Source organism: Methylobacterium nonmethylotrophicum (assembly GCF_004745635.1).
Taxonomy (GTDB): Bacteria; Pseudomonadota; Alphaproteobacteria; order Rhizobiales; family Beijerinckiaceae; genus Methylobacterium; species Methylobacterium nonmethylotrophicum.
Window position 1 is genome coordinate 37,619 of sequence record NZ_SRLB01000010.1, and the last position, 12,185, is coordinate 49,803.

At 72.0% G+C, this 12,185-nt stretch carries 14 protein-coding genes; 8 read left to right on the top strand and 6 right to left on the bottom strand.

What is annotated here, in order from left to right:
* Positions 1-99: 99 nt before the first annotated feature.
* The 5 genes from EU555_RS14715 to EU555_RS14735 form a co-directional block, all read right to left on the bottom strand.
* A complete protein-coding gene (locus EU555_RS14715) occupies positions 100-816 on the bottom strand; it encodes a CpaD family pilus assembly protein (protein ID WP_135415403.1) in 717 nt (238 codons plus the stop codon).
* A gap of 74 nt (positions 817-890) precedes the next feature.
* A complete protein-coding gene (locus EU555_RS14720; RefSeq protein ID WP_245524305.1) occupies positions 891-2,435 on the bottom strand; it encodes a type II and III secretion system protein family protein in 1,545 nt (514 codons plus the stop codon).
* Between the two features lie 91 nt (positions 2,436-2,526).
* On the bottom strand, positions 2,527-3,342 hold the full coding sequence (cpaB, locus tag EU555_RS14725) for a Flp pilus assembly protein CpaB (protein WP_135415404.1): 816 nt from the start codon (positions 3,340-3,342) through the stop codon (positions 2,527-2,529).
* 400 nt (positions 3,343-3,742) lie between these two features.
* A complete protein-coding gene (locus EU555_RS14730) occupies positions 3,743-4,249 on the bottom strand; it encodes an A24 family peptidase (RefSeq protein WP_135415405.1) in 507 nt (168 codons plus the stop codon).
* 220 nt (positions 4,250-4,469) lie between these two features.
* Positions 4,470-4,634 carry a Flp family type IVb pilin gene (locus EU555_RS14735; RefSeq protein WP_135415406.1) on the bottom strand — a complete coding sequence of 55 codons (165 nt, stop codon included), beginning with the start codon at positions 4,632-4,634 and terminating at the stop codon, positions 4,470-4,472.
* 294 nt (positions 4,635-4,928) lie between these two features.
* On the opposite strand from EU555_RS14735, the gene EU555_RS14740 reads away from it, so the two are divergent.
* From EU555_RS14740 to EU555_RS14750, 3 genes are all read left to right on the top strand, one after another.
* The gene (locus EU555_RS14740) at positions 4,929-5,435 is read left to right on the top strand and encodes a pilus assembly protein N-terminal domain-containing protein (RefSeq protein WP_135415407.1); all 507 of its coding nucleotides are present in this window, start codon (positions 4,929-4,931) and stop codon (positions 5,433-5,435) included.
* A gap of 345 nt (positions 5,436-5,780) precedes the next feature.
* Entirely contained in the window at positions 5,781-6,371 is a 591-nt protein-coding gene (locus tag EU555_RS14745) for a TadE/TadG family type IV pilus assembly protein (protein WP_245524306.1), read from the top strand.
* The gene (locus tag EU555_RS14750) at positions 6,368-7,090 is read left to right on the top strand and encodes a TadE/TadG family type IV pilus assembly protein (protein WP_135415409.1); all 723 of its coding nucleotides are present in this window, start codon (positions 6,368-6,370) and stop codon (positions 7,088-7,090) included. Before EU555_RS14745 ends, EU555_RS14750 begins: the two co-directional genes overlap by 4 nt.
* A 6-nt stretch (positions 7,091-7,096) precedes the next feature.
* Here EU555_RS14750 and EU555_RS14755 read toward each other — a convergent pair whose 3' ends face one another.
* Entirely contained in the window at positions 7,097-7,612 is a 516-nt protein-coding gene (locus EU555_RS14755; RefSeq protein ID WP_245524307.1) for a retropepsin-like aspartic protease family protein, read from the bottom strand.
* Positions 7,613-7,881: 269 nt separating this feature from the next.
* Between EU555_RS14755 and EU555_RS14760 the strand changes: the two genes are divergently transcribed.
* The 5 genes from EU555_RS14760 to EU555_RS14780 all read left to right on the top strand — a co-directional run bounded on the left by EU555_RS14760 (position 7,882) and on the right by EU555_RS14780 (position 12,168).
* Positions 7,882-8,574, top strand: a complete 693-nt coding sequence (locus EU555_RS14760; RefSeq protein ID WP_135415410.1) for a 50S ribosomal protein L25/general stress protein Ctc — start codon at positions 7,882-7,884, stop codon at positions 8,572-8,574.
* 90 nt (positions 8,575-8,664) lie between these two features.
* Positions 8,665-9,276, top strand: coding sequence for an aminoacyl-tRNA hydrolase (gene pth, locus EU555_RS14765; RefSeq protein WP_135415411.1), 612 nt, complete (start codon positions 8,665-8,667; stop codon positions 9,274-9,276).
* 79 nt (positions 9,277-9,355) lie between these two features.
* On the top strand, positions 9,356-10,453 hold the full coding sequence (ychF, locus tag EU555_RS14770) for a redox-regulated ATPase YchF (protein ID WP_135415412.1): 1,098 nt from the start codon (positions 9,356-9,358) through the stop codon (positions 10,451-10,453).
* A complete protein-coding gene (gene nfi, locus EU555_RS14775) occupies positions 10,453-11,118 on the top strand; it encodes a deoxyribonuclease V (RefSeq protein WP_135415413.1) in 666 nt (221 codons plus the stop codon). The genes ychF and nfi overlap by 1 nt, the downstream gene beginning before the upstream one ends.
* Positions 11,119-11,169: 51 nt before the next feature.
* Entirely contained in the window at positions 11,170-12,168 is a 999-nt protein-coding gene (locus tag EU555_RS14780; RefSeq protein WP_135415414.1) for a MaoC family dehydratase, read from the top strand.
* Positions 12,169-12,185: the final 17 nt, after the last annotated feature.

Sequence of the window (12,185 nt, forward strand, 5' to 3'; positions counted from 1 at the left end):
TCCGGGTGCGAGGCCTGCAGGTGCGGGGCAGCCGGGCCCGGGCGGCGTTGCTGCGCCTCGCCGCGGGCGCGGCAGCGACTGTGGTCCGGCGCGTCCTCATCACTGTGCCACCTGGCTCTTCACGCTCGCGCGGCCATCCTGCTTCCAAGTGGTTGACGGATCCTTTCCGGTGCGCAGGTCGAGCAGGTCCTGCGTCCGGATGACCGTGTCGATCCGGCCCTCCTGGCGGCCGCGCACGAGATCGACCGGGTCGGCGATCTGGCTCGCGACGTTGGACTGGGTGGCGCAGCCGAAGTTCCAGTAGGTCTCGTTGCGGGCGTTGAAGCCCGGATCCGTGACGCCGAGGTCCTGCGGCCAGAGCCCGCACGCCCCCGCGACCTTCGCCTGCATGCGCTGGAAGCTCAGGCGCAGCGGCGCACTCACCGCGACGTTGGCGACGGGGTAGGGGGCGATGACGATCTCCCGCGGGCCGACGCCCCGGGCGAGCGCCCGGGCCCGGACCCGTGCGAGGGTGCGCTCCACCGCGGGCCCGGGCACCTGCGAGCCGCGCGGCACCTCCAGCGCCAGGACGCCGCGGCCGTAGCGGCGGTATTCGAGCAGGAACCCGTCGATATCGTCGGCCTGGCGCGGGTCGAGATGCCCGGTGCCGGTGACGAAGACGTCGAGGTTGCGAGGGGTGTCCGACAGGACGATCGGGTGCCGCTCGGTCACGGTGCCCGGGTAGGTCGAACCCGTGATCTGCGCCCGGTCGGAGGCGCAGGCGGCAAGGCAGGCCGAGGCGGCGAGCACGGTCAGGCGGAGGGCGGAGCGGGTCATCGCGGGCAGGGTCTCGGGGGCGGGGTCGCGGCGGCGGGACCGCGAGAGGGCAGGGTTTCGGCGGCGCGTCGGGCTCAGTCGGTGATGAAGCCGACCCGGCCGCGATAGCCGGAGCCGAGCGGGGCGGCGCCGACCACGCCGTAGAGGCGGTTGAAGCGGCCGAGCAGGACCGACTGGCTGTCGCTCGCCTCGGTGAAGCCGTCGTCGGGCTTCTTGACCTGGGCCGGGTCCATCGGCTTGGCGATGTAGGGGGTGACCATGATCATCAATTCCGTCTCCTGGCGCTGGTAGTCGCGGGAGCGGAACAGGGCGCCGAGGACCGGCAGGTTGAGCAGGCCCGGCAGGCCGTTGATCGCCTGCCGGTTGCGCTGCTGGATCAGGCCGGCGGTCATCATCGTGCCGCCCGACGGCAGCTCGACGGTGGTCTCGGACTTGCGCACCGTCAGGCCCGGCACCGTGATGCCGGAGGTGCCGTTGGCGACCAGGATCGCGTTCTGCGGATCGAGCTCGGTGACGTTGGTGCCGACCCGGATCGAGATGCGGTTCTCGGATTGCACGACGGGCGTGAAGTTCAGCGCCACGCCGTAGGGCTTGAACTCGATGCCGACGGCGCAGTTCGAGGCGCCGGTGGTGGAGCCGACCACCGCCGAGCAGCTCTGGCTCGTCGGCACCGGGATCTCGCCGCCGGCGGTGAAGTTGGCCGATTCGCCCGAGATCGCCGTCAGCGTCGGCTCCGCCAGGATCCGCGAGACGCCGGCCTGCTCGAAGGCCCGCAGCGTCGCCTGGAGCGAGAAGCCGCCGCCCCTGACCGAGGCCTCGATCTGGTTGGCCCTCGGGAAGGCCTGGCCGGAGAGCGGGAACGGCGTGTCGTTCACGAAGTCCGGGCCGCCCGCGCCGAGGGGGTTGAGCGCGCTCCAGCTCGCGCTGGTGTTGATGCCGAACTGCTTGAGCACCTGGCGCGAGACCTCGACCACGGTGACGCGCAGCATCACCTGGTCCTTGCCGCGGATCGTCAGGTTGTTGATCACGGCGCCGCGGGCGGCCGTCCCGGCCCCGCCGAGGCCCACGAAGGCGTTGGCGATGTCGACCGCCTGCTGCGCCTCGCCGGCGGAGTTGACGGTCCCGGTGAGCAGCACCGACTCGCCCGCCGGGCGCACGTCGAAGCGCCCGCCCGGGATGCTGCCGGCCAGCGTCTGGCGCAGCACGTTGAGGTCGCGCCCCACCGTGACGTCGAGGGCCGCGATCTGGCGCCCCTCGCCGTCCATCACGAAGATGGAGGTGGCGCCGTTCTCGATGCCGATGATGAACACCTTGCGGGTCGAGCGGACGACCGCGTTCGCGACCTTGGGGTTGGCGACGAACACCTCCTTGGCATCCCGCGGCAGGTCGACCACCAGCGAGCGGCCCATGGTCAGGTCGATGCGGCGCGAGACGTCCGATTCGTTGGGGCCGACCGAGACCAGCGGGGCCGGCACGATGCCGCCGCGCGGACCCCCGCCGCCCTGCGCGGCGGCGGGTCCGGCCACCAGGGCCGCCACGGCGCCGGCCGCGAGGGCGGCGCGCAGGACCGAGGGGAGGGCGGCGCGCAGAGCCGCCCGGGGGGTCTCGGACATCGTCATGGGGCGGAGACTCTCGCGGCGGAGACTGTTGGGACGAAGATTCCCGGGGCGGAGACTCGGGGATCGGCGGTCGGGCCGGAGGGGCGGGCGGTCATCGGCGGGGCATCTGCTTGGCGACCCCGTAGCGCACGACCGTAACCCCGCCGCCCTCGCCCTGCGGCTCCGCGGCCGGCTGCGCGGCCTGGCCGGCATCCGCGAGGCTGCGCAGGGCCAGCGAGAGCTGGCCGACCTTCTGGCCCAGGGTCACGGCCTCGGCCTGGGCCGGGGTGAGCTCGAGCGTCGCGGTGTCGCCGGTGACCACCCGCTCGCCGTTGCGCTCCTGCACGGTCTGGCCGACCGCCAGGACGCGGATGTTGGACAGGATGGTCTCGGAGACCTGGACGTCGCCGCCGCTGCCGGACCGGGAGGCTTCCTCGTCCCGGTAGGTGCGCAGCACGTCGACCCGGTCGTTGGGCAGGATGAAGCCGCCGGCAGTGTTCGAGCCGCGGGCGTCGATCGAGATCGCGACGGCGCGCATCCCGGAGGGCAGGATCGCCGACAGGAAGCCGCTGCCATTCGCCTTGATCAGCTTCTCGCGCCGGATCGGCTCGCCGGCGAGGAACGGATTGCGTACGATCGACCCGACGGTATCCTCGAGGGCGGTCGGGGCGCCGCTGCGCTGCAGGAACCCGTCGCCGGCCGCGGCCTTCGGCCAGGGCTGCCAGCGCAGGTCCGGCGCCTTGAGCGTCTGTCCCATCGGGAGTTCGGCCGCGGCGACGAGCACGTCCACCGTCTCCATCGTCGGGACCGGCGGGGCGACGGGCACCGCCACCGGCGCCGGCGGCGGCTCGCGGCCGCTCATCACGATGAAGGCCCCGATGCCGGTCACGGCGGCGACGCTGATGAGGAGCAAGCGCGAGGACTTCATGGGGCGCCAACGAGAGGACTCGGCAATGGGCAACGACACGCCGCCCACTGCCCGACTTCATCAGGCAATCCTCAAATTAAGGTTAATCGCCCTTAGGGTTAATGCCGTCCGCCGGTGACCTGTCATGGCTTGCTGCCGCAGCGACTGCAGGCGGCCGCAGGCACGACACGCTGCCGCCGGCCCCGCAGGAGCGGCCGGTCGCGAGGCTGCGGGCGAGACGAGGGGCGCCTGGGGCACGGCAGGCCGCCGTCATCGTCGGTCCGGCGCGGCCCGACGCAAAGACGGTTGCCCAGCATCCACCGCGGCCGGCGCGGCGGGGACGAACGTCGGCGGGGGAGGGCAGGGGTGGCATCCGGCGCGTCCGGTCGCCGACGATCGAGGCCGGCTGCGCCGCCCCCGCTCAGGCCGCGAGGGCCAGGCGCCAGAGCGGCGCGGAGGGGCAGACCACGAGGGCGGCCGCCGCAAGGGCGATGCCGTAGGGGACGCCTTCCCGGTTGTCGGCCAGGCGCAGCGCGAAAGGCAGGGTCGCGACGAAACCGGGCAGGGGATGGCGGCGAAGGGCCACCACCCCGAGGGTCAGGAGGCCGCCGAACACCGAGGCGACCGTCAGGTAGTCGAGGAGCGGCTCGAACCCGAGCCAGAGGGCGGTCGCGGCGGCGACCTTCGCGTCGCCGCCGCCGATCTGGTTGGCGCAGAACAGCCCGAAGGTGACCGCCAGGGTCAGGCCGAACGCGCCGGCATGGCTCGCGACGTCCGACCAGCCGAGCCCGGCGGTGAGCGCCAGGAGCCCGAAGCCGGCGATGAGCAGCACGCTGACGCGGTTCGAGATCGTCATCGTGAGCAGGTCGCTGGCGGCCGCGTAGGCCATCAGGAACGGGAACAGGACGAGGAGGCAGAGGCTGGCCATGCGCGCTCGCTGCGGGAAACGAGGAACGCGGCGCAACGGGGCGCGGTCCCTCCGGGAGCCGTCACCACCGACCGCCGCGTCGGGCAGGCGCGCCGACCGCGAAGGCGATCGGAAGGGGGCCTGCGGCAGGTCGCGAAGCGGACGGCCGGAGGAGGGCAGGCCCGCGTCACGCGCATCGTGAGGCGCGCCGACCCGCCGATGCGGGTCGGCTACGCGATCCCTACTTCAGGTTGGCGGCGATGTTGGTGAACTGCGACGACAGGTTGGTGCCGACCGACCGGGCCGCGACGATGACCGCGAGCGCGATCAGGGTGGCGATCAGGCCGTACTCGATCGCAGTCGCGCCGGACTCGTCGCTGACAAAACGCTTCAGCTTGGTGATCATAACTGGGTTCCCGCCTGAGTGGTCTCGGTTAGTCCGTCGACAATCGACTGGCGCCGATCGGGACTGACGGCAACGTAGGTCGGGGCGCGTTGAAGTTGAGTTAAAACGATCGTCGGACCCGGCCCGCCGGATCGAAATTTCGGGGTTGGTGAACGATCGATTGCCCGGCTCGACTCCCCGGCTGACCCTGGGCCAGCGCGGCGCCGGCTTTCGCCGGCTTAGCGGATTCTCAACCATCTGAGGCTTGACTGGGAGCGTGAACGCCCGACGCCATACCCGAGAGACCGACCGCCGATGAGCCCGCCCCGCCGCCTGAGCCCTCTGCGTGCCGCGCGCCTCCTGGCTCTCGCGCTGCTGGTCCCCGCCGCCGCCGCCGCGCAAGGCAGCGACGCGGCCACCGTCACGGTGTCGGTCGACAACGCCAAGGTCATCCGCCTGCCGGAGCGGACCGCGACCGTGATCGTCGGCAACCCGATCATCGCCGACGTGTCGCTGCAGCGGAACGGCATCGTGGTCCTGACCGGCAAGAGCTTCGGCAGCACCAACCTCATCGCCCTCGATGCCTCCGGCACCATGCTGGCGGAATCGGCGATCAGCGTGCGGGCCGGCAATCCGTCGGTGGTCACGGTGCAGCGCGGGCTCGAGCGCGAATCCTATTCCTGCACGCCCGCCTGCCAGCCGGCGGTGCAGCTCGGCGACGCGAAGCGCTACTTCTCCGAGGTGAGCGAGCAGACGGGCCAGCGCAATTCGATGGCGACGTCGGGCGGGGGCGGCGGGAGCAGCCCGGCCGTGATGCGCTGAGGCCTCGGCCTCGCCCATCCGTGCCGCCTCCGGTCATCGGGTCGGCGGCGGCGATGATGGCGGTCCGAGGCCCGGGCCGGCCTCGGGCGTGGCGAGCCCGCCCCGCGATGGTGCCGGCCACGGCCCGGAGCATCTTGAGCGCCCCTGCGACCTCTGGGGAGAGGACGCGATTGCGGGGACCGGCGCAACTGATCCGCAATCCTTTCCGTCGTATCCAGCAGGTCCACCACCGCACGGATGTCGGATTGCACCATGCTCCGTGAACGCCCGCCTCACGACTGTCGCCCGCCGGACCGGCGGAGCGTGACGGCGGGCGGCGGGCCTTCGGTAAGGCCGATCCGGTCCTTGGCGATCCGGTTCCTGGCGATCCGCCGGCGGATCGCCCGCTTCCCGTCCGCCAGCGGGGGGGCGACCGCGGTGGAGTTCGGCCTGATCGCGATGCCGTTCCTGTGCCTCGTCGCGGCGATCATCGAGACCGCCCTGGCGTTCTTCGCCGGCCAAGTGCTCGACAACGCGGTCTCGAATGCGGCGCGCCAGCTCTACACCGGACAGTTCCAGACCGCCCGGTCCTCGGACCCCGCCCCGCCGGCCGGAACGACGGCGCAGCAGGTTGCGCTGCAGAAGTTCAAGGACGCGGTCTGCAACGGCCGGGTCACGATCTTCGCCTGCAGCGACATCAAGGTCGACGTGCTGACGCTCAGTGACGGCACCGACTACACCCCGCAGAGTCCCGTGGATTCCGGCACCAAGGCGTGGCGGACCTCGCCGACGACCTTCGGCACCCAGTACCAGAACCCGGGCTCGAACCAGATCGTGATCGTGCAGGCGGCCGTGGAGTTTCCGGTCTTCTTCAGCTTCCTCAACCCCAACACCCTGGCCAACGGCAAGCGCGTGCTGCAGAGCACCGTGGCCTTCCGCACCGAGCCCTACCAATGAGCGCGATCCGGCACGCATCCTCGGGAGGCGGGCGGGCCGCCGCCTCCCGGACCCGCGCCGCGGCGCGTGTCCGGCGCGTCTTCGCGCGCGTCCGGCGCGCGCCCGCGCGCTTCCGGGGCGCGCAGGACGGCCTCGCGGCGGTCGAGTTCGCGATGGTGCTGCCGCTCCTGCTGCTGCTCTATCTCGGCACGACGGACCTCGCAGGCTACGTCAGCAACTTCCGCAAGGTGACGCTCGCGGCCCGCACCGTGGCCGACCTGGTGGCGCGGGAGGACGGGACCGTCTCGGCGAGCGAGTTCTCGACGATCGCGAAGGCCGGACGCGCCGTGCTGGCGCCCTACGACACCAGCACGGCGCGGATCGTCGCCAAGGCGATCGGCGTCTACGACGCGAATGGCACCGCCAGGGTCTGCTCCTACGCCCAGGATGCGGGCGCCGGTGCCGCCGCCGCACCGAGCGGCCTCACCGCGGTGCCGACGGTGCCGGATGCGTTCAAGACCGCCGGCATACGCTACGTCGTGGTCGAGCTGACCATGACCTACAAGCCTCTTTTCGGCACGATGCTGGCCACCAAGTTCAACCTCAGCACCCTGACCGAGACGGTGGTCTGGCCGGTGCGCAACGGCAAGGTCTACAACGTGGCGGTCACGTCGGCGCCGGAGGTCGTGCTGCCGACCGTCGCCACCGCGAGCCTCACCGGCGCCTGCCCGAGCAACTGAGGGCGGTCATCCCCGCAGGGTCAGGCGCCCGGACGCGACCTCGAAGCCGCGCAGGCGGCGCAGGAACGACATGCCGAGCAGGCTGGTGCCGAGGCGTCCGCTCGGCAGCACCACCCCCTCGACGTCGCGCACGGTGATCCCGCCGAGCCGCATCTCCCGCACCCGCACCGGCGCGGCCAGGACCGTGCCGTTGGCGGTGCCGATCCGGACCGTGAAGTCGCGCTCCGCGACCCGGATCCCGGCCCGCGCGGCGTCCTCGCGGGTGAAGGCGCAGAGCGTGGCGCCGGTATCGACCAGCATGCGCAGGACCTGCCCCTCCACCTGCGGGTGGGCCTGGAAGTGTCCGGCGAGGTCCTGGGCGAGCGTCACGCTCGTCGCGCCCTCCGGCATCGCCGCGCTCGCCGCCGCCACCGGGACCGGGCTCGTCCCGCGGCCGATCCGGGCGAAGCGCTCCGTCATCGAGCCGCCGGCGAGCGCCCCGCCGGCGAGGACGCCGAGGGCCCAGAGGATCGGGCGTGTCACGGGAGGTCTCCGATGCGGGAGGACGGTTCCCGCAGGGTCGCGGCCGACCGGTTAAGGATCCGTCCGGCGAAAGCGCGAAAAGCGTGGTCACCCCCGTCCTTGCCATCGCGGGCGCCGTCTGCTAGCAGCACCCCGCCCGCCGGACACCCTTGGAGGCCGGGTTCCCCTCGTGGGAACGGGCGTGGCGACGTCGGTTCACAGGGCCGTCCTCGAGGGGGCGGCCTTCGGCGTTTGAGCCATCCGCAACACCAGTTTTTAAGGATCACGCCATGAGCGCCGTGAAGCCGCTTGAGGCCGTGGCACGCGACCGGGTCGGCAAGGGGGCCGCCCGGGCCGTTCGTCGCCAGGGCCAGGTGCCGGCCGTCATCTACGGGGGCAACCAGCCGCCGCAGGCCATCGCCGTCGACCTCATCCGCACCCGCACCCTGATCTACGCCGGTGGCTTCCTGACCACCGTGTTCGAGATCAGCGCCGGCGGCCGCAAGGTCCGGGCGATCCCGCGCGACTACCAGCTCGACCCGGTCTCGGGCGTGCCGCTGCACGTCGACTTCCTGCGCGTTGTCGCCGGCCAGTCGGTCGAGGTCGCGGTGCCGGTGCACTTCTCGAACGAGGACGCGGCCCCCGGCATCAAGCAGGAGGGCGGCACGCTCAACGTGGTGCACCACACCATCGCGGTCGAGGTCGCCCCCGAGTCGATCCCCGACGCGATCACCGTCGACCTGACCGGCAAGGCGATCGGCGACACCGTCCACGTCTCCGACCTCGCCGTGCCGGCCGGCGTCACCATCGTGCTGGGCGCCGACGAGGTCGTCGCCACCATCGTGCCGCCGACGGTGCTGGGCGCCGAGGTCGAGGCCGAGGAGGCCGCGGTGGCCGAGGCCGCTCGCGCCGAGTCGGCCGCCGAGGCCGCGGAAGAGGCTGCCGAAGAGTCCGCCAAGGACGAGGCCGCCAAGGAGGACTGAGCCGGTCTCGGCTCGGCCCTTCCGTCTATCGGGACGCCCCGGTCGCGAGACCCGGGGCGTTTCCCTTTTCTCGGGGAGTCCGCCATCGCCATGCGGCTGTTCGTCGGCCTCGGCAATCCCGGGACCCGCTACGCGGGCAACCGGCACAACATCGGCTTCATGGCGCTCGACGCGATCGCCCGCCGGCATCGCGCCGCGCCGTGGCGGCGCAAGTTCCAGGGCGAGAGCACCGAGGCGGTGATCGGCGCGGAGCGCGTGCTGCTCCTCAAGCCCCTGACCTTCATGAACGAGTCGGGGCGCGCGGTGGCGGAGGTCCAGCGCTTCTACAAGATCCCCCTCGCGGACGTGGTGGTGTTCCACGACGAGCTGGATCTGGCGCCCGCCAAGCTCCGGGTGAAGAAGGGCGGCGGCAATGCCGGCCATAACGGCCTGCGCTCGATCACCGCGCAATGCGGCAACGAGTACTGGCGTGCCCGCCTCGGCATCGGGCATCCGGGCGACAAGGCCCTCGTCCACGCCTACGTGCTCAACGACTTCGCCAAGGCCGAGATGCCGTGGGTCGAGGACCTGTGCGACGCGATGGCGGACGCCGCCGAGCTCATGGCATCCGGCGACGACGCCCGCTTCCAGAACAAGGTCCACCTCGCCATGGCCGGGCGGGGCTGGGACGAGGTGAAGCGCGTCGGCGAGAAGCCGGCTTGACCCGTGGCCTCCAACCTCGCAAGTGCGACGCAACACGGCCGCGGGCGGCGGTCTCCTGTGAATCGAACGGACTGATCTGATGGGCTTCAAATGCGGCATCGTCGGCCTGCCGAATGTCGGCAAGTCGACGCTCTTCAACGCGCTGACGCAGACCGCGGCGGCGCAGGCGGCGAACTACCCGTTCTGCACTATCGAGCCGAACGTGGGCGAGGTCGCGGTGCCCGACGACCGCCTCGACGCGCTGGCCCGGATCGCCTCCTCGAAGGAGATCATCCCGACCCGGCTGACCTTCGTCGACATCGCCGGCCTGGTGCGCGGCGCCTCGAAGGGCGAGGGCCTGGGCAACCAGTTCCTCGCCAATATCCGCGAGGTCGACGCCATCGCGCATGTCGTGCGCTGCTTCGAGGACGGCGACGTCACCCACGTCGAGGGCAAGGTCGACCCGATCGCCGACATCGAGACGATCGAGACCGAGCTGATGCTGGCCGACCTCGACAGCCTCGAGAAGCGCGTCACGGCCCTCGAGAAGAAGGCCAAGGGCGCCGACAAGGAGGCCAAGGAAGTCCTCGACCTCGTCCAGCGCGCCCTGCCGCTCCTGCGCGACGGCAAGCCGGCCCGCCTCGTCCAGCGAAAGCCCGAGGAGGAGCGGCTGTTCTCGCAGCTCGGCCTGATGACGGCGAAGCCCGTCCTCTACGTCTGCAACGTCGAGGAAGGCTCGGCCGATCCCGGCAACGCCCACTCGGCCGCCGTCTTCGCCCGCGCCAAGGAGGAAGGCGCCAAGGCGGTCGTCGTCTCGGCCAAGATCGAGAGCGAGATCGCGGTGCTGCCGCCGGCCGAACAGGTCGAGTACCTGGAGGCGGTGGGCCTCACCGAGCCCGGCCTCAACCGGGTGATCCGCGCCGGCTACGAGCTCTTGGGCCTCATCACCTACTTCACCGTCGGGCCGAAGGAGGCCCGGGCCTGGACCATCACCCGGGGCACCCGCGCGCCGGCCGCCGCCGGGGTGATCCACACCGACTTCGAGAAGGGCTTCATCCGCGCCGAGACCATCGCCTACGCCGATTATACTTCGCTGAAGGGCGAGGCGGGCGCCCGCGAGGCCGGCAAGCTCCGGCTCGAGGGCAAGGAATACCTGGTGCAGGACGGCGACGTGCTGCATTTCCGCTTCAACACCTGATGGATCTCGTCCGGCGCCACGACTGGGATCTGACGCCGACGCAGGCCGTGGCGCTCCAGCGCCGGCTCGCCGCCGAGGTCGTGGCCGACCGGCCCCTCGACCTCGACACCGTGCGGCTGGTCGCCGGCGTCGACGTCAGCGTGAGGAACGACCGCTCGCACGCGGCGATCGTGGTCGCGACCTTCCCCGATTTCCGGGTGGTCGAGACCGTGACGGCGCTGATGCCGACGCCGTTTCCCTACGTGCCGGGCTTGCTCAGCTTCCGCGAGGGCCCGGTGCTGGAGGAGGCGTTCGGGCGGCTCGTCTCCGAGCCGGACGTCTTCCTGTTCGACGGCATGGGCACGGCGCATCCGCGCCGCATCGGCATCGCCAGCCATATGGGCCTGTGGCTGCAGCGCCCGACGATCGGCGTCGGCAAGACCCGGCTCTGCGGCCGCAACGCGCCGCTCGACGAGGAGAAGGGCGCCCGCCAGCCGCTGGTCGACAAGGGCGAGACGATCGGCGCCGTGGTCCGTACGCGCACGGGAAAGCACCCGCTCTTCATCTCCCCGGGCCACCTCGCCGACATCCCGACCAGCGTCGCCCTGGTGCTGGCCTGCGCGCCGAAGTACCGGCTGCCGGAGCCGATCCGCCTCGCCCACAAGGCCGCCGGCGCGTTTGCGTGAGGGTTCGGCCGTGCTAGCTCGGCGGACCTTTCGTCTGCCGGCAGGATGGCCATGCCCCGCTACTGCTTCGAGGATCTCACGCCCGGCTTCCGGCTCGATTTCGGGCCGCTCCCGGTCACGCGCGACGACATCGTGGCCTTCGCCCGCGAGTTCGACCCGCAGGCCTTCCACACCGACGAGGCGGCGGCGAAAGAGAGCTTCGTCGGCGGCTTGATCGCCTCGGGGTGGCACACCTGCGCCCTCGGCATGCGGCTCGTCGCCGACGGCTTCATCCTGCAATCGAGCTCGATGGGCTCGCCCGGAATCGAGGAGGTGCGCTGGCTGCGCCCGGTCCGCCCCGGCGACGCCCTGTCGATGCGCATGACCGTGCGCGAGAGCCGCCCCTCCGGCAGCAAGCCCGATCGCGGCTTCGTGCGGTTCCTGCTCGAGATCGGGAACGGCGCCGGCGAGGCGGTGATGACCCAGGATTTCTGGGCGATGTTCGGCAAGGCCGGCACGCCGCCCCTGCCGCCCCGCCCGCGCCCGCCGGAGGAGCCGGCCCCGTCCGACCTGCCCGTCGGCGAGGCTTTGCCCCCTGTCCCGCTCGAGGACATCCCGCTTCACTGGACCTTCGACCTCGGCGCGCACCACTTCACCCGCGACGACATCCTGCGCTTCGCCCGCGCCTTCGACCCGCAGCCGTTCCACGTCGACGAGGCGGCGGCGAGAGAGACCCATTTCGGGGGGCTGTGCGCCTCGGGCTGGCACACGGCCGCCGCCTGGATGAACCGGATGGTGGCGGCCCGCGACCGGGGCCGGGCGGCGGCGGTCGCGCGGGGCGAACCGGTCGTCGAGGGCGGGCCCTCGCCGGGCTTTCGCGACCTGCAATGGCTCAAGCCGGTCTATGCCGGCGACACGATCCGCTACGACGTGACCGTGACCGAGGCCCGGCCCTCGCGCAGCCGCCCCGGCTGGGGCATCGTCAGCCACACCGCGACCGGCGCCAACCAGCGCGGCGAGCCGGTCTTCCGGTTCTCGGGGGCGTGGCTCGCCCCGAGCCGGGGGCCCTGAGGGCGCCTGAGGGCGCC